Consider the following 18,225-nt stretch of genomic DNA (forward strand, 5'->3'; position numbering starts at 1 on the left):
GCTAATTTAGCGGAAAAAGTGAATCAAGCTATGGTTAATATTTGCACGATTAAATTAAAGATAAATGATGGCAACTCAATAATATTTGGCAAATACGTTGGCAAACATTATCGAGCTAACTACATGATACGCTTTTTAAACTATTTAACACTAGATACTGTGTTAAATTTAGGGAGTATCTCGCTGAACATTTTCTGTTTAAAACTAAAAAAATCACCAAGGCACTTTAATACCAAGGTACTTTAATAACAGGTCAGTCCATGTTGTTATTTTGCCGTGACCTGACTTTAATTACTAAGCATTACGAGGGTAATCTTGTGTAAGATCATAGCAAAAGCTAACTCTGCGCTTTTTGTTGAAAACCTGGTATAACGCATTAAATAAAAGCCAATAAAAAAGTGATAAATATCACCAAGGTTTGTGTATCATGAGCGACAAATATCTTTCTTTTATAGCATGTCATGAATATTTCCAAAAAATTAGCGCAAGACATTTTATTAACATTGTCAGCCATTCTATTAACCGCTTGTAGTCCCCAAGATAAGGTTAACCCAACATTGGATGTTCAGAACTTGCGCACTGCACAGTGCATTGCTCAGCAAAGCCAATGTCAATTCGACTTAGCTGGAGGGCAAGTTCAAGTCCTATTTACTGTTGATAGAATAGTTGCTGAGCAGGCATTTAATATGGTGCTGAATTATCAAGGTACACCAGCACTAACCAGCGTTAGTGGTTATCTTGAAGGTGTTAACATGTATATGGGGAAAATACCTTTGTTTATTGAAGAGGATTTTCCAAACAATAGAATGAATAACAAAAAGTTAGATAATGTAAAACCAGATCAAATCAATATAACTCAGTTAAAGATAGAGAGTGAATTTGAGAGTGAATTTGAGAGTACAATTGAGAGTGAAACAGCGAGTAAACAAGTATTTCAAGCCGAGGTACTCGTCGGCAGTTGTTCCGCCGAGGAAATGACATGGCGCATATGGTTAACCTTCACCACAGTTGAAGAAAAAACTTATACAAAAATGTTAACTGTGGCGAGTTATCGAAGCTAAAAGCTCTACAATCATCTGAGCTTTATTCAGTGGCTGATTTTGTTGTACGAATATTTTGTTACAGGAACAAATCACCGCTGGCAATAACGTAATAAAATTAGTCTATGGCACTAAAAATCATCATTAGCTAGTCATCCACTTTAAACATTTGCCAGTGCATTCATACCAGAATCATAAGCCTTGTACCATTGTTAAGTGCAAAAGTGTTAAGTGCAAAAGCTTCGTTTAACTTATACCAATTTCATTAATTAGGTGGTCTACTTTATACGCAGGGAAAATGGCCAAATATAAGGCATTTATTTAATAACTAGTTGTTCTAATTATTAAATAAATAACGCAGTAGTTGGTTGTTTTAACCAGTAAAAATGATCAGATAATTAGTGAGATTGGTATTATATCAGCTAATTGCTAGCCAAATAGCCACTAATATCATTAAACTGCCTGATATTCTATTAAGCAGTTGTACATTGTTTCTTTGGGTTAATAGCTTACCAATAGTTTTTCCACCAGTGGCGTATAGGGTCATACAAACAAATTCTGATATTAATATTACCGCCACTAAAATGCTCAATTGTGGTGCCAATGGCAGGGTTTGGCTAATAAAAGGGGGTAATAGCGAAATCATAAATGCCCAACCTTTTGGATTGGCTATGGCAGTAAAAAATCCTTGTTGAAATAAGCTGCGCTTTTTAATGACTTGTTGGTGTTGATTTGAATTGGTCAAAAGTTTGCCTTTAGCTCGGCACATATTAATACCAACATATAATAAATATAATGCCCCAATTATTTTAAACGCTTGAAATAGTTCTGGGAACTTAGTCATTATCGTGGCAACACCTAATACAGAGGCAACAGCTACGGTAGCAACACCTAATAACTCCCCATACATCATCCATAATGTTTTTCTCACCCCGATGGTAATCCCTAAGCTCATGGCTAATGTCATACACATACCTGGTGTTAAGCTAACAATAAAAAATGTTGGGATAAATAAACTGAGCAGGGTGATATCAATCAAGGTGAAAATTTCCAGTAAAAAAGGATAAGTAAATATGTCAGCGATAATAACGTAACTTGGCTCATTAGAGAAAATTTATATCCAATGTTTTTATTAAACCTTAAGGATTTCTTAAGAAAAATCAAATAAGGTTAAGGCACTAAAACTAGACTAATGAATTTTACTGTTTATGCCAAAAATTTTACCAAAATTAATTAACACCTTTACTGTATTGGCGTTATTACTCTCCTTGTTGTTGGTTAAAAATACTCAAGCGATGTCGATACCCGAAACTAAGTTGCAGCAAACCTTAGCCGAACACCGAGGACAAGTCGTTTATCTTGATTTCTGGGCTTCTTGGTGCGGGCCATGTCGTAAGTCATTTCCTTGGATGAACGACATGCAGCAAGAATATCGTGATCAAGGCTTTGTCATCATTACTGTCAATCTTGATGCCGATAAAACATTAGCAACAGAATTTTTGCTAGAAAACCCGGCAAACTTCTTAGTTATCTATGATCCAGAAGGTGACATCGCGCAACAATTTAATATTCAAGGCATGCCAAGTAGCTTATTAATTGACAAACAGGGTAACGTGCAGCAGGCACACACAGGGTTTTTTACTAAAAAAGTAAAGCTTTATGAAACGCAATTAATGGCGTTATTAGCCGTTAAATAGAGAGTAGATTTATGAAAATATTTGAAGTCAAAAAAAATTATTTTAATGCGGATTTACCTTCGCAAATAATTAAGTGTTCGTTATTGTCAGCGGCAATCATTTTAGCAAGTGGCTGTTCATCATTAGGCGTACAGCCATGGGAACGTGATTTATTAGCGAAAGAAGAGATGGCGCTAACCTCTTCAGCGATAGATTCTGCACTTGATGATCATATCTATTTCAGCAAAGAAGCGTCAAGTGGTGGTAAAGGTTTTGGTGGCGGAGGTTGCGGATGCAATTAACTCACAAAAAGGCGCCAATAAACATTAAGGCAGCATTGACTATTGCTACCTCGGCGTTATTAGGCACATTACCTGTTATTGCCAATGCAGCAGACGACACCACTACGCCGGCAAAAGCACAGCAAGAATCTTCTTGGGATTTTGAGAGTGCATTTTTATATTACAGTGAAAGCGATCGCGTTTCAGCCGCCGAAGCGGTTATAAGCGCTCAAAAAACTTTTGAAAATGAAGAAGTGTTGAACCTAAAGTTAACCATAGATTCACTCACAGGTGCCTCGGCTACTGGCGCAGCGGCACAGCCGAATGTGCAAACATTTACCCGACCTTCAGGCAAGGGAAGTTATCAAACGCAAGCGGGTAAAATCCCGTTAGACGACACATTTAAAGATACTCGTGTACAGCTAAATGCCCAATGGACTCAGCCGTTAGCAGAAAACTATACCGGTAGTGCCGGTGTTCATATTTCAAAAGAATATGATTATTTATCACTAGGGGTTAATGGCAACCTTGCGTATGACTTTAACAATAAAAACTCAACATTTTCAGTAGGGTTAAGTTACTTTCAAGACACATTTGAACCAGAAGGTGGTATTCCATTGGCTTTCGCATCAATGCCATCGGCTTATGACGATGATGACGACGAATATGGCAACGACGAAGAGGGTGAAGATGAGACAGTAAATAGCGCGGGTAAAGCGGCTTTTAATGCTACGCGCAGAACAGACAGTGACGACAAAACTACGGCAGATATCATGTTTGGTTTCACACAAGTTATCAATCGTCGCATGATCACGCAGTTTAATTACTCTTACTCAAAAGTTGATGGTTATTTAAACGACCCTTTTAAAATGTTAAGTTTGGTCAATAGCGAAGGCATTGCGCAAGACTACCTTTATGAAAACCGTCCTGACAGTCGCGTTAAGCAAAGTATATTTGCACAAACTAAATATCACTTTGAACAAAACGTTATTGATATCTCTTATCGTTATATGTGGGATGACTGGGCAATAGACTCTCATACTATTGATTCAAGGTTGAGAATACCACTGTCCCGTAATAGTTATATCGAGCCTCACTTTAGATTTTATCAACAAAGTGCTGCTGACTTTTACCAACCATTTTTAGCACAATCGAATGCTATTCCAGAATTTGCGAGTGCAGATTATCGGATTGGAGAAATGAGCGCATACACCTTAGGGGTGAAGTACGGTATGAAGCTTAGCGACGGTAATGACTTGTCTTTTAGGTTAGAGTATTATCGACAAGAGCCTAAAAATCCAGGCTTTCAAGCACCGGGTGCGCTAGCAGACGTTGACTTATATGAAAGTGTAGACGCGATTATCGCCCAAGTTAGCTATTCATTTTAATTTCGCTTCACTTAATTTCGCTTAAATACGCAGGGACGCGTTGAAAATATAAAATAGTGGTGAAAATTGGAGAACACTTGAAGAAAAAGCCGGTTAGACAAGTTGAAATAACAGCAACTGATGACGGTCATTGTTTGCGTTTTGATGCCATGGCCAGTCCTTGTGAAGTACTAGTGGCTAGCAAGGATCACAAACTAGCATTGACCTTAGGTAAGCTTATTGCTGATGAAGTATGGCGCATTGAAGATAAATATTCACGTTATCAAGCCACCAGTGTTTGTTCCGCTATAAACAATAGTGGCGGTCAGGCGCTAGCTATAGATCAAGAAACCTATTTGTTATTAAACTTTGCTGATACTTGTTATCAACTCAGCGATGGTGTTTTTGACATAACATCTGGGGTATTACGGCAAGTTTGGCAATTTGATGGTAGCGACAATATTCCTCATGATAGCGATGTACAAAAAAGCTTAGAAAACATGGGTTGGCATAAAATATTTTTTGATGAACAGCAAATCATAATGCCAGATAATATGGAAATCGACTTTGGCGGAATTGGTAAGGAATACGCAGTAGACAGAGCGATGATCATTGCCAACGAATTTACTCAATTGCCGCTACTGGTTAATTTAGGCGGAGATTTAGCTGCTAATAAACCACGTAAAACCAATGTGCCATGGCAAGTAGGCATTGAGCACCCAGGTTTTATTGAACGCAAGCCTATGGTGGTGAGTCTGTTAAAAGGCGCATTAGCCACTAGCGGTGACGCAAAGCGCTTTTTATTCAAAGATAACGTTCGTTATAGCCATATTTTAAATGCAAAAACCGGTTGGCCAGTTGTACAAGCGCCACGCTCTATTACGGTAGTTGCACCACAATGTATTCAAGCCGGAATATTAGCCACATTAGCCTTAATGCAGGGGCCGCAGGCAGAAGATTTTTTGACCGAGCAAGAAATTAAATTTTGGGCTATTCGTTAAGGTCCCTATTAGTTAGTACCTATAATGCATAAATTTATTGCTCCTTGCCACTGTCTTTATCAAGCCAATAACATATCAAGTTAACCTTCCTATAGCCGTGTTTAAAATAGCGGCGTTTAAGCCGCATTCACAGCACATTAAAACCTTGGCTTGGTAAATAACCACAACTAAAATAATCGCTGAGTAACTGAAGTCTGTAGTTGTATTTTTAATGACTAAGGCAACAAGTGCTTTGTATTGATTGGGTATTTCTAGCGTTTTGTGAGGAATACCGTTAGTCTGATAGGTGATTTAAATTCACCATTAATTTTATGACTTTTAAACTGTGGTGAATAAACTTTAGGAGAATTAAGTTGAGTTATATTCGTGAAAAACGTCAGCAAATACTGCTAGGTGCTGGCGCCTTATTACTGTCGATGAGTGCTTGTGCTCAGGATAATTTCATTGCAGCGTATCAATCGTTTGATATTAACGCGATAAAAGCTGATGTAAAAACATTATCTTCAGATAAATTCGCAGGCCGTGAGCCCTCAACTGAAGGTGAAATATTAACCACCGATATGTTGATTTCGAGATTCAAAAAGCTAGGTTTAACGCCTGGTAATGGTGACAGTTACCTTCAAGCTGTACCGATGAATAGTATAGTGAGTGAGCCCGTTGGCACACTAACCATTGCTGATATAGCCTTTGATTTTCCTAAAAACTATGTGGCTAGCTCACGTCAAACACGTGAACAAATTAGCCTTGAAAACTCTGAGTTAGTTTTCGTTGGTTACGGCATCAACGCACCTGAGTATCAATGGAATGATTATAAAAATATTGATGTCAAAGGAAAGACGGTTGTGGTTTTAGTTAACGATCCAGGTTATGCCTCACAAGACCCCGCACTGTTTGATGGCAATACCATGACCTATTACGGGCGCTGGACTTATAAATATGAAGAAGCGGCCCGTCAAGGCGCTGCTGGCGCAATTATAGTGCATGAAACCAAGCCTGCTAGTTACGGTTGGAATGTGATCGAAAGCAGCTGGACTGGCGCGCAATACCATCTACCAGCCAAAGAAGTGAATGAAGCCGTTGTTGATGTTGAAATGTGGATCAGCACAGACAAAGCACACGAGTTAATGGCCAAAGCTGGTTTAGATTTTAATAGCTTAAAAGCCCAAGCATTGTCGAATGAATTTCAAGCTGTGCCACTTAAACTAAAGGCTAACATCAAAGTTAACAATACTATTACAGCTTCAGTGTCTAATAATGTTATCGCGACAATTCCAGGTCGCACTAGCCCTGATGAACATGTGATCTATATGGGACATTGGGATCACCTAGGCTCTACCGTTATTGACGGTAAAACCCTTTACTTTAATGGAGCACATGACAATGCAACAGGTACCGCAGGTTTAATGCATATTGCTAAAGCCTATAAAGCGTTAGACAAAGCCCCTGAACGCTCAGTAACCTTTATGGCGGCAACAGCTGAAGAGCAAGGGCGTTTAGGCTCACGTTATTTTGCCAACCACCCAACCATGCCATTAAATAAAGTCGTAGGTTTGATCAACATGGACAGTTTAGACATTTCAGGCTTGAAAACTGACTTAACTGTCGTCGGTTTTGGTAAGTCGGCACTTGAAGATTATTTAGCAAAAGCGGCTAAAAGCCAAGGCCGTATCCTAACCCCTGAGCAAACCCCTGAACGTGGCTACTATTATCGTTCAGACCACTTTAGTTTGGCAAAGAAAGGCGTACCGGCACTAAGTGCTGGTGGTGGCTCTACTTGGCTTAATGCCGAACAAAAAGCCATTGGTGAGCAAGTGTCTGCTTTAGTCGCTAAGTGTTATCACCAAACCTGTGACGAATACAATGAAAATTGGGGCTGGCAGGGCATGATTGCAGAGCTGCAAGTCTTCTTTGAAACAGGCTATATGTTAAGCAACACAAAAGACTGGCCAAATTGGCGTGAAGGCAGTGAGTTTAAAGTCGCTCGCGATGCCATGATGAAATAAGTTATTAAGCTTAAAATATCCATACAGGGCTAGATGAAAATCTAGCCCTTTTTTATAGGCTAATTTATATAAACCCTCTTGAAATAAATCTTCTAAATATAAATCAAAAAAACAATCACAAAAAAATTACGCAGCGCTAAGCGCCAGATAAACACGCGTAAACTTTATCTGGGTTAATGTAGGGTGGACTTTAGTCCATCAAGTTAAATGAAATTTAACTGTGTTTGTTAAGAATGCCGAGCGAAAAAATAATATCCTGCTATAAGTGCAATTAACTCATCAGGTTAATTGCACGTTTAACGGTTGACGGACTAAAGTCCGACCTACAAAAAAATGGCCTAAATCTAGATCGTCACCCGTATTCTCTATGTAGGATGGACTTCAGTCCATCAGGTTAAATGAAATTTAACTGCTTTTGGTATTAAGACTCATTAAGAAAAATAATACGGCTGCTGATGTTTTTTGGCCTATAGCATTAATCACTCGCTTAACGGTTGTCGGACTAAAGTCCGACCTACAAAAAAATTACCAAAAATTGCCCAGTGCTACATGAACACCGGTAAACTTTACATGGGGTTAATGTAGGATGGACTTCAGTCCATCAGGTTAAATGAAATTTAACTGCTTTTGGTATTAAGACTCATTAAGAAAAATAATACCGGCTGCTGATGTTTTTTGGCCTACAGCATTAATCACTCGCTTAACGGTTGACGGACTAAAGTCCGACCTACAAAAAAATTACAAAAAATTGCCCAGTGCTACATGAACACCGGTAAACTTTACATGGGGTTAATGTAGGATGGACTTTAGTCCATCAAGTTAAATGAAATTTAACGGCTTTTGGTATTAAGACTAATTAAGAAAAACAATACCTGCTGCCGATGTTTTTTGGCCTATAGCATTAACCACTCGTTTAACGGTTGTCGGACTAAAGTCCGACCTACAAAAAAATTACAAAAAATTGCCCAGTGCTACATGAACAGCCGTAAACTTTACATGGGGTTAATGTAGGATGGACTTCAGTCCATCAGGTTAAATGAAATTTAACTGCTTTTGGTATTAAGACTAATTAAGAAAAACAATACCGGCTGCTGATGTTTTTTGGCCTATAGCATTAATCACTCGCTTAACGGTTGTCGGACTAAAGTCCGACCTACAAAAAAAAATCATAAAACACTTGCCTAGCGCTACATGAACACCGGTAAACTTTACATGGGGTTAATGTAGGTTGGACTTTAGTCCATCAAGTTAAATGAAATTTAACTGTTTTGAGCACGAATGCCGAGCGAAAAATAATACCCTGCTATGAATTCCTATTAATCCATCAGGTTAAGAGCACGCTTAACGGTTGACGGACTAAAGTCCGACCTACAAAGAAATGACAAATGCTTATTAATTACAAAAGCGGGGCTGTTGTTCTACCAAGTGATTTTTTGAGGGATATTCGTTCATCAAATTCAAGACGAAAAAAAACCTGCTTAAAAAAGCAGGTTCTTTAATGTGGCTCCTCAACTTGGACTTGAACCAAGGACAAACGGATTAACAGTCCGTTGCTCTACCAACTGAGCTATTGAGGAATTGTTCTTTATACTATACTTGCTAATATAACCGCTAGCAATATCACTACTCGCCATTACATCTTAATGTGGCTCCTCAACTTGGACTTGAACCAAGGACAAACGGATTAACAGTCCGTTGCTCTACCAACTGAGCTATTGAGGAATTGTTCTTCTACTATTTTCTAATATAGCCGTTTTTATATTAAAATAAAAACCACCACTTCTTAATTTGGCTCCTCAACTTGGACTTGAACCAAGGACAAACGGATTAACAGTCCGTTGCTCTACCAACTGAGCTATTGAGGAATTGTTTTGAAAGCCGCTACTGGCTAACGGGGCCGAATATTAAAGGCCGCATGTCATACTGTCAACACAAAAGTTCGAAAAAAATCATTTTATTGCTCGTTTGCTCAAATTGCAGGCGTTGTTGATAACATTCCTGCATTTTATGATGAATAAATGCTCAGCACTAAAAATAACAACTAAAAATAGAGTTATCCACTTTATCTGTGGATAACTATGTGGGTTAAAGTGTACGTTTACGTAAGGCAAACGGTAGAATGCGGCTTGTAGTCAAATGGAGATTTTTGTGACTAAGTTTAAATATTAATTAATAACAAGTAGTTAGTGTGATATTGTCGTGTTTTCGCTCATGTTCGTGTGTTTTTTGTTCAAGAGTGATGTTTTATACATTTATGGTGTTTTTGGCGCAGAGCTGCATAGTCTATTTTATTTCAGCTATATTGTTTTTTCTTTAAGTTGTCTCATTATTATCACTAATAAAATATATACGTAGCGAGACCGATCACGATCTTTTACAATGGCAGGTGTATTCGGTTCATCACTTACGTTTAAAAATTAATGATTAAGACTAAAACTATTCACCAAATAAATCTACTTAAAGACCCCGTAGGTCCAACGTTAAAAACAATGACAGTGCCGATGATCTATGGCCTGATTTTATTGATGACCTTTAACTTAGTTGATACCTTTTTTGTCGGGCTATTGGGCACAGAGCCTTTAGCCGCAATTAGTTTTACTTTTCCTATTACCTTTACCGTGATCAGTCTCACTATAGGTTTAGGTATAGGTACCTCAGCCGTTATTGCAAAAGCGCTGGGTAAAGGTGACAAAGCGACGGCAAAAAACCTCGCAACCAGCGCATTATATTTATCAGCAATCATTGTTGGTATGCTGGCCGTGATCGGTTATTTGCTTATTGACGAAACCTTTTTACTTTTAGGGGCTAGCGAAGCACTGCTCCCCTTAATTCATCAATATATGGATCTCTGGTTTTTAGGTTGTATTTGTTTAATTGGCCCTATGATAGGTAACGCTATTTTGCGTGCTGATGGCGATACCAAAACACCCAGTATCATTATGGGTAGCGCCGGCTTAATCAATGCCGTATTAGATCCTATTTTTATTTTTGGTTTTGGTCCCGTACCCGCCATGGGTATCGAAGGTGCAGCCATTGCTACCTTAATATCTTGGCTATTTGGTTTAGGCTATGTTTTATATATTTTAGCGATTAAACGCGATTTAATTCACCGCCATCTAATGGCCATTAAAGACTTTATTTATTCGGCACGTGATATTTTACATATTGGCTTACCTGCCGCGGGTGCAAATATGTTAACACCAGCTGCCTCGGCCGTGTTAACCGCGATTGTAGCTAACTATGGCGCATCAGCCGTAGCTGCTTTTGGGGTGGGGTCAAGAATTGAATCTATTGCCTGTTTAGTGGTGTTAGCGCTGTCGATGACATTACCGCCCTTTATCAGCCAAAACTTGGGTGCTGGCAACATGAAGCGTGTTGAAGACGGTTACAAAACGTCAATCAAATTTGTTTTAGGCTTTCAGGTGCTTGTTTATGTTGTGCTCGTGTTAGCCGCGCCGTTTATTGCCGACGTGTTCTCTAAAGAGCAAGCGGTTGCCGATATTATTAAACTTTTCATTTGGATTTTACCTTTAGGTTATGGCTTTCAAGGCGTTATTATTTTAACCAACTCATCATTTAACGCACTGCATAAGCCTATGGTGGCGCTGGTGTTAAGTGTTATTCGTTTATTTATTTGTTATGTGCCGTTAGCTTATATGGGTAGTTTGTGGTTTGGTATAGAAGGCTTTTTTATCGGAGCTTTACTTGGAAATGTAGTGATGGCGGCTATTTCTTATGGTTTGTTTAACAAACAATGTGAAAAAGATCGGGTCACGGTAGAGGTTATTACTTAATGAAAGCGTTAAAAATACATTCAGATTATACTCCCAGCGGCGATCAACCTACGGCCATTGCAAAATTGCTTGATGGTATTGAATCAGGTTTAGCACATCAAACATTATTAGGGGTAACCGGCTCAGGTAAAACCTATACCATCGCCAATGTTATCGAAAAGCTGAATCGTCCCACCATGATGCTAGCGCCAAATAAAACCTTGGCGGCACAATTATACGGTGAAATGAAAGATTTTTTCCCTGATAACGCCGTAGAATATTTTGTTTCTTATTATGACTACTATCAACCAGAAGCCTATGTGCCAACCACTGATACTTTTATCGAAAAAGACGCCTCGATCAATGAACATATTGAGCAAATGCGCTTATCGGCAACCAAATCACTGTTAGAGCGAAAAGACGTCATTATTATCGCCTCTGTCTCGGCAATTTATGGTTTGGGCGATCCCGAGTCCTACTTGAAAATGATGTTGCATATCAGCGTCGGCGACATTATTAATCAGCGTGACATTTTAAGGCGCTTAGCTGAATTGCAATATGCACGAAATGACATGGCATTTCAGCGCGCCACTTATCGTGTGCGCGGTGATGTTATTGATGTTTTCCCTGCTGAATCAGACCGCATGGCCTTACGTATTGAATTATTTGATGAAGAAATTGAGCGCATTAGCATATTTGATCCACTCACCGGCGCTGTTGATCGCACCGTTGCTCGCGTCACTATTTATCCTAAAACCCATTACGCGACACCACGTGAAAAAATAGTGGCTGCGGTTGAAAAAATAAAAATTGAATTAAAAGACAGAGCGACTCAACTTAAAGAAAACAATAAACTTATTGAAGAGCAGCGCATAGTGCAACGTACTCAATTTGATATTGAGATGATGACCGAGCTGGGTTATTGCTCCGGCATAGAAAACTACTCGCGCTATTTATCGGGCCGAGGACCAGGAGAGGCACCGCCAACATTATTTGATTACTTGCCTAGCGATGGCTTGTTGATCATTGACGAGTCACACGTTACCGTGCCGCAAATTGGCGCTATGTACAAAGGTGACCGTTCACGCAAAGAAAACCTAGTAGAATATGGCTTTAGATTACCTTCGGCGCTTGATAATCGCCCAATGAAGTTTGAAGAATTTGAAGCCCTGTCGCCGCAAACTATTTACGTTTCTGCAACGCCAAGTCACTATGAACTTGAAAAGTCAGCAGGTGAAATTGCTGAACAAGTTGTTAGGCCCACCGGACTGCTTGATCCCATCATAGAAGTTCGCCCCGTTGACACGCAAGTTGATGATCTCCTATCTGAAATTCGCAAACGGGTAAAAATTGATGAAAGAGTTTTAGCCACGACATTAACCAAACGCATGGCGGAAGACCTCACCGATTATTTAGACGAACACCAAGTTAAAGCGCGTTACTTACACTCTGATGTTGATACGGTTGAACGAGTAGAAATTATCCGAGATTTTCGTTTAGGAAAGTTTGATGTGCTCGTAGGTATTAACTTACTGCGTGAAGGTTTAGATATGCCAGAAGTTTCTCTAGTGGCGATTCTCGATGCCGATAAAGAAGGATTTTTGCGCTCAGAACGTTCACTTATTCAAACGATTGGACGAGCGGCACGTAATATTAATGGTCGAGCAATTCTATATGCTGGACGCATTACCGGCTCAATGCGTAAAGCGATTGATGAAACCGATCGACGTCGCGTTAAACAGCACCAATATAATCTTGATAACAACATAACCCCGCGTGGCGTTAGACGTAATATTTCTGATGTAATGGACCTCGATGGTGGCAAGACTCGCGCCGCAGCAGCATTAAAAGCCGCTGAGCCAGCTTCAGAATATGAAACCTTCACCACCAAACAAATTGATGCAAAAGTAAAAGAATTAGAAACAACCATGTTTAATCATGCCCAAAACTTAGAGTTTGAATTGGCCGCGTCGGTACGAGATAAAATTGCCAAATTACGCGATCTACAGTTGGCGACTTAGCACGTTAAAAATTTATTTATCCAGTTAATTTCTAGTGGCCAATAAATATTGTAGAGATTGAAGTGTATGGCGGGTTTTAGCCCGCCAGATTATCATCCGCAGAGCCTATCTAGCTTCAACGTAAGCTAGATGTATATTCGATGTGGTTTCGGTGCGTTTTCGATGTAGGTTGGACTAAATTCTAAGTGAAAAAACAACTGCTGCAGATGTTTGTTAACCCATCAGGTTAATTGCCAGCTTAACGGTTGTCAGACTAAAGTCCGACCTACAAAAAAATTACCAACGCTAGATTGTCATCCGCAGAGCCTATGTATCTTAAATATAAGCTCAATGTAGGGTGGACTTTAGTCCATCAGGTTAAATGAAATTTAACTGTTTCTGGTATAAATTTTGAGTGAAAAAATCATACTAGCTGCCAGTGTTTGTTAACTATCAGGTTAATTACCTGTTTAACAGTTGTCAGACTAAAGTCCGACCTACAAAAAACATCCCAACGCTAGATTGTCATCCGCAGAACTTATGTAGCTTCAATGTAAGCTAGATTTAGGCTGGACTTTAGTCCATCAGGTTAAATGAAATTTAACTGTTTCTGGTATAAATTCTGAGTGAAAAAATCATACTAGCTGCCAGTGTTTGTTAACCCATCAGGTTAATTGCCTGTTTAACAGTTGTCAGACTAAAGTCCGACCTACAAAAAATTGCCCAACGCTAGATTATCATTCGCAGGATCTATGAAGCTTTAATGGAAGCCCAACGTAGCTTCGATTTAGGTTCGATGTAGGGTGGACTTTAGTCCATCAGGTTAAATAAAATTTAACTGTGTTTGGTATAAATTTCGAGTGAAAAAATCATACTAGCTGCCAGTGTTTGTTAACCCACCAGATTAATTGCCTACATAACGGTTGTCAGACTAAAGTCCGACCTACAAAAAATTAAAAAATTAAAGAATTGCCTAACGCTTGATTATCAGGCTTAGGCTCTGTCTTTCTGGGTGACTACAACTGATTAAAGTATTGCTGCGATATCACTGGCAATATCGGCGGGCTTAGTGGTTGGGCTATAACGTTTTATCACTTTACCTTGATTATTAACCAAGAATTTTGTGAAGTTCCATTTGATGCTTTTACTGCCTAAGAGCCCTGGCGCTGCATTTTTTAGGTGCTTATATAACGGGTGAGCGTTATCGCCATTAACCTCTATTTTACTGAATAGGTCGAATGAAATCTTAAAGTTAAGATCACAAAACTTTTTAATTTCACTGTTCTCAGCTTTTTCCTGCTTGCCAAATTGGTTACAAGGAAAAGCCAGTACTTCAAAGCCTTTGTCTTTGTATTCTTGATATAGTGTTTCTAAACCTGCATATTGTGGCGTAAAACCACAAGCACTAGCCGTGTTAACGATCAACAGGGTTTTACCTTGATATTTAGTAAAATCAACGGCTTCATTTTTATAATTGTTGGCACCAAAGGTGTAAATAGCGTTAGTCATAATACTCAACTGGTCGGATCAATGTAAAAACAGAATAAGGTATATGCGTGAAATTAACAAGATTCACGCGTCAGCACTTCCATCGAGTAGGCAAGTATATTTAGCGGATAATAATAGCTAGCAAGCGGCTGATATTTAGCGTTTATTCAAGCGGGCATTAAATAGCTGATAAAATTTAAATCTTAGTTGGGTTTTATTCCGCAGCGCTTGCGGTGTAAAAGGAAGATAACCTAACTATCTAAAGAACCCCTTATTTTTGTAGCAAATCTCGCCTAAGCGACCCCCTTGGGGCGGGGGAGTATTATTCTTATAAAACAGTTAAAAAAGACGAAAATCACGGGTAAAAATACCTATGAAATTTCGCCTAGCGTTAAAATATCGCTTGATCAGTTATTACAGTCGGGTCAATAAACTTGAAGTGTCCCAGCGTTTACCACCACTTTTTTGTACGTCGGCATAAAATTGATCTACTAGTGCGGTTAATGGCAGGGTAGAGCCATTATTTTTTGCCTCAGTCAGGGCAATATCGAGATCTTTTCTCATCCAGTCAACCGCAAAACCAAAATCATATTCGCCTTTTAACATGCTTTTATGGCGGTTATCCATTTGCCAAGACCCAGCAGCGCCTTGACTGATCACTTCAACAACCTGCTCGCAATCTAGCCCTGCGTTTTGACCAAAATGCAAAGCTTCAGCTAAACCTTGTATCACACCCGCGATACAAATTTGATTCATCATTTTTGCCAATTGGCCGCTACCGACAGGCCCAAGTAATTTACTAAATTTGGCATAGCATTGCATCGCACTTTCAGCTGCGGCGTATGTGTTTTGCTCGCCGCCCACCATAATTGATAATTGGCCATTAACAGCGCCAGCCTCACCACCTGATACGGGCGCGTCTAAAAACCCTAGATTAAGCTTAGTAGCTTGTTCAGCGAGTTCGCGAGCAACCGTGGCCGACGCTGTGGTATGGTCAACAAGAATCGCCTGAGTTTTCATGCCTGAAAATACGCCCTCTGGCCCTAAAACCACTTGGCGTAGGTCATCATCATTACCGACACAAACAAAAACAATATCGCTGTCTTTCACCGCTTTTGCTGGTGTGCTAGCCATGGCTCCGCCATATTGCTCTACCCAGTGTTGAGCTTTTGTTGTCGTGCGATTGTAAACGGTTACCTCATAACCCGCTTTTTGCAAATGGCCCGCCATAGGAAAACCCATAACACCTAAACCAATAAAAGAAACTTTTTTCATATTGTTCAACCTATTAAAATTAAATTTGTTAACGTTTATAGCAGATATAAAGTGCTTAGCTTTAGCCGATAGTTGTTGTATGGAGCAAAATTTTACTGGGCTTTAACCGATTAAATGTCAGCGAAATTAAGCTGTTGTATTTAAAGAGTTATTTGCAATTTAAGTCATGAATGCCAGTAAAGGATAAAAAGTAGCGCGGGTATAACCATTGAATTATTTTCATTAAGTCATACCAAACTCACTCATTTTCTGATGGTGTACCTAGTTTCAATAAGCCACTAGCACTAACACTAGAGCGCTATTTAGCTAACCATCAGCACAAGGCGTTATTAAACTAAACGCCTTGAATTTGGCTGTTTTTGCTAGAGATAAATTAGGCCAGATAATAAATAAAACCGGTATAATCAATTCAAGCAATATTATTTGTTGATATATTCAAACAAGGCTTTTAATAACTGCATTTTTTCGGTGTTGTTTTCATGTTCAAAGGCCAAGTTTTCCAACTTCATCATATACTCATCAGCGCTCAACAAACCTTTAGTGCCATACTGAAGACGGTCTTGACAATGCGCCTGCCACTTTTGTTGCTCGCCGTCGTCTAGGGTATAAGGGAAGTTACGCGCCCGATAACTAAACAACAGGGTGTTTAATCGCTCATCTTGAAACTGAAAAGGGTGCGTGCCCAATTGCTCTGGCGCTAGTTGGTGCAATATATCCATTTGCGCTTTGTCGCCATGCGAGAAAAATTTTCCGCCATATAAGGCAAATTCAGCTTCTACCGGTTCATCAGCGAAGTCATTACTGGCAAAAACATCGGTTAATTTATCTCTAAGTTCAGTATGTTGCTTAAGACTTTTTAGATGCTCTAAACAAAGCTCGCGAGGAATATTTAAGCGTTCGGCATTTTCAGGTAACAAGGTTTTTGCTGGCGCGACAATAGGGCACTTATTTAAGTGAATCAACTTAACCGGGATCGGCAATTCATCTTCTGCTAATTCATCATAACGGGTATATAAACGTGCTTTTATTTCTGCACTCGACAGTGCAAATAACGGCGATGGGTCAAGCGCTAAATCTACCGCTATTACGGCATTTTTATTAATAGGGTGATAACAAATCGGCGCAAACCAGCTAGTGCAACCATGTAAAGAAGAGACTTTACTTGAGGTATGAACAATGGGGGTCATGTGGTAAACATCAATTAGCTCAGCCACTTGCTTTTTGTTCTTCAAATTAAAGATAAAGTCATATAACTTTGGCTGCTTTTCTTTAATCAGCTTTGCCATAGCGATAGTGGCATATACGTCACTCATCGCATCATGCGCCGCTTCATGGTCAATACCATTCGCTTTTGTTAGCAACTCTAAACGAAAACTAACCACTTGTTCGCCGTCGCGTTCAACGGTGGGCCATTCAATACCTTCAGGGCGCAAGGCATAGCAAGCGCGTACCATATCTATAATGTCCCAGCGGCTATTACCATTTTGCCACTCACGCGCGTAAGGGTCGTAAAAGTTGCGATAGAATAAGTAGCGAGTTACCTCGTCATCAAAGCGAATACTGTTGTAGCCCGCGACACAAGTGTTAGCTTGGGAAAATAGTCCGTGAATACGCTCAGCAAATTCAGCCTCACTTAAGCCTTCTCGCAAAGCCTTTTGTGGGGTAATACCCGTAACTAAACAAGCTTCAGGGTGCGGCAGATAATCAGCGGGTGGCGAGCAATAAAACATTTCAGGCTCACCAATAATATTTAAATCTAGATCTGTGCGAATACCGGCAAACTGAGAGGGTTTGTCAAATTTTGGTGATATCCCCCAAGTCTCATAATCGTGCCAAAGAATAGTGGGCTGTGTATGGGTGTTTTGATTAGTTGGCATTGGTATGTTTTTGTCCCGTTTTTATTGGCCTGAAATTAACTTTTTTTGTTTTATTGCGAGCTAAGTTATTTATGCTTATTCATTGTTTTTGTCTGCACGGTTACCTACAGAAAACTAACCCTTGTGTAGATAGTGGATGAAGCTATCACATCCTATATTAAAGAAATATCACAATAAGAGCCATGATAAACCTTTCGAGGTTACTGATCGAGACTCTATCAGTATAAGAGTGTCTGCAAAAGGCAAAATTGCTTGGCAATTCAGATTTAGTTATAACAATAAAGCTGACCGTTTGACATTAGGGCATTACCCTAATGTGTCTTTGCGTGATGCCAGAAAATGAGTGTCAGAATTAAAGGGATTATTATTTGATGGGAAAAACCCTAAGCTTGTATGGCAACATAAAAAATAAAAATAAAAATAAAAATAAAAATAAGGATAAAG

The 18,225-nt window shown here is 39.4% G+C and carries 13 protein-coding genes and 3 tRNA genes; 9 read left to right on the plus strand and 7 right to left on the minus strand.

Annotation, left to right across the window (positions count from 1 at the left end; genetic code table 11):
- Nucleotides 1-461 precede the first annotated feature (461 nt).
- Entirely contained in the window at nucleotides 462-1,061 is a 600-nt protein-coding gene (locus H4J41_RS08195; protein ID WP_182136330.1) for a hypothetical protein, read from the plus strand.
- Nucleotides 1,062-1,458: 397 nt separating this feature from the next.
- On the opposite strand, the gene H4J41_RS08200 is transcribed toward H4J41_RS08195, so the two are convergent.
- Nucleotides 1,459-2,079, minus strand: a complete 621-nt coding sequence (locus H4J41_RS08200; protein WP_182136331.1) for a LysE family translocator — start codon at nucleotides 2,077-2,079, stop codon at nucleotides 1,459-1,461.
- Between the two features lie 169 nt (nucleotides 2,080-2,248).
- Here H4J41_RS08200 and H4J41_RS08205 point away from each other — a divergent pair, with 169 nt between their 5' ends.
- From H4J41_RS08205 to H4J41_RS08225, 5 genes are all read left to right on the plus strand, one after another.
- Entirely contained in the window at nucleotides 2,249-2,737 is a 489-nt protein-coding gene (locus tag H4J41_RS08205; RefSeq protein WP_182136332.1) for a TlpA disulfide reductase family protein, read from the plus strand.
- Between the two features lie 11 nt (nucleotides 2,738-2,748).
- On the plus strand, nucleotides 2,749-3,018 hold the full coding sequence (locus H4J41_RS08210; protein ID WP_182136333.1) for a DUF4266 domain-containing protein: 270 nt from the start codon (nucleotides 2,749-2,751) through the stop codon (nucleotides 3,016-3,018).
- A complete protein-coding gene (locus H4J41_RS08215) occupies nucleotides 3,009-4,385 on the plus strand; it encodes a DUF3570 domain-containing protein (RefSeq protein WP_182136334.1) in 1,377 nt (458 codons plus the stop codon). Before H4J41_RS08210 ends, H4J41_RS08215 begins: the two co-directional genes overlap by 10 nt.
- Before the next feature lie 77 nt (nucleotides 4,386-4,462).
- On the plus strand, nucleotides 4,463-5,365 hold the full coding sequence (locus H4J41_RS08220; RefSeq protein ID WP_259364580.1) for an FAD:protein FMN transferase: 903 nt from the start codon (nucleotides 4,463-4,465) through the stop codon (nucleotides 5,363-5,365).
- A 353-nt stretch (nucleotides 5,366-5,718) separates the two neighbouring features.
- Complete coding sequence (locus tag H4J41_RS08225; RefSeq protein ID WP_259364579.1) at nucleotides 5,719-7,368, plus strand: M28 family metallopeptidase; 1,650 nt, start codon at nucleotides 5,719-5,721, stop codon at nucleotides 7,366-7,368.
- Nucleotides 7,369-8,869: 1,501 nt separating this feature from the next.
- Here the strand turns inward: H4J41_RS08225 and H4J41_RS08230 are convergent.
- The 3 genes from H4J41_RS08230 to H4J41_RS08240 all read right to left on the minus strand — a co-directional run bounded on the left by H4J41_RS08230 (nucleotide 8,870) and on the right by H4J41_RS08240 (nucleotide 9,233).
- A tRNA-Asn gene (locus H4J41_RS08230) sits at nucleotides 8,870-8,945 on the minus strand.
- A gap of 69 nt (nucleotides 8,946-9,014) precedes the next feature.
- Nucleotides 9,015-9,090: transfer RNA gene (locus H4J41_RS08235), tRNA-Asn, on the minus strand.
- 67 nt (nucleotides 9,091-9,157) lie between these two features.
- A tRNA-Asn gene (locus tag H4J41_RS08240) sits at nucleotides 9,158-9,233 on the minus strand.
- A 555-nt stretch (nucleotides 9,234-9,788) separates the two neighbouring features.
- Here H4J41_RS08240 and H4J41_RS08245 point away from each other — a divergent pair.
- Together H4J41_RS08245 and uvrB are read left to right on the plus strand one after the other, a co-directional pair.
- Complete coding sequence (locus tag H4J41_RS08245) at nucleotides 9,789-11,162, plus strand: MATE family efflux transporter (RefSeq protein WP_182136335.1); 1,374 nt, start codon at nucleotides 9,789-9,791, stop codon at nucleotides 11,160-11,162.
- Complete coding sequence (gene uvrB, locus H4J41_RS08250) at nucleotides 11,162-13,162, plus strand: excinuclease ABC subunit UvrB (RefSeq protein ID WP_182136336.1); 2,001 nt, start codon at nucleotides 11,162-11,164, stop codon at nucleotides 13,160-13,162. The genes H4J41_RS08245 and uvrB overlap by 1 nt, the downstream gene beginning before the upstream one ends.
- Nucleotides 13,163-14,167: 1,005 nt before the next feature.
- Here uvrB and H4J41_RS08255 read toward each other — a convergent pair.
- The 3 genes from H4J41_RS08255 to sbcB all read right to left on the minus strand — a co-directional run bounded on the left by H4J41_RS08255 (nucleotide 14,168) and on the right by sbcB (nucleotide 17,781).
- Nucleotides 14,168-14,650, minus strand: coding sequence for a glutathione peroxidase (locus tag H4J41_RS08255; protein ID WP_182136337.1), 483 nt, complete (start codon nucleotides 14,648-14,650; stop codon nucleotides 14,168-14,170).
- Between the two features lie 393 nt (nucleotides 14,651-15,043).
- Complete coding sequence (locus H4J41_RS08260) at nucleotides 15,044-15,904, minus strand: NAD(P)-dependent oxidoreductase (protein ID WP_182136338.1); 861 nt, start codon at nucleotides 15,902-15,904, stop codon at nucleotides 15,044-15,046.
- Nucleotides 15,905-16,323: 419 nt separating this feature from the next.
- Nucleotides 16,324-17,781 (minus strand): exodeoxyribonuclease I, encoded by a 1,458-nt coding sequence (sbcB, locus tag H4J41_RS08265; RefSeq protein WP_182136339.1) that lies wholly within the window; start codon nucleotides 17,779-17,781, stop codon nucleotides 16,324-16,326.
- A 136-nt stretch (nucleotides 17,782-17,917) separates the two neighbouring features.
- Between sbcB and H4J41_RS17815 the strand changes: the two genes are divergently transcribed.
- Entirely contained in the window at nucleotides 17,918-18,124 is a 207-nt protein-coding gene (locus tag H4J41_RS17815; RefSeq protein WP_182136340.1) for an Arm DNA-binding domain-containing protein, read from the plus strand.
- Nucleotides 18,125-18,225: the final 101 nt, after the last annotated feature.

Source organism: Colwellia sp. MB3u-45, from assembly GCF_014077005.1.
Taxonomy (GTDB): domain Bacteria; phylum Pseudomonadota; class Gammaproteobacteria; order Enterobacterales; family Alteromonadaceae; genus Cognaticolwellia.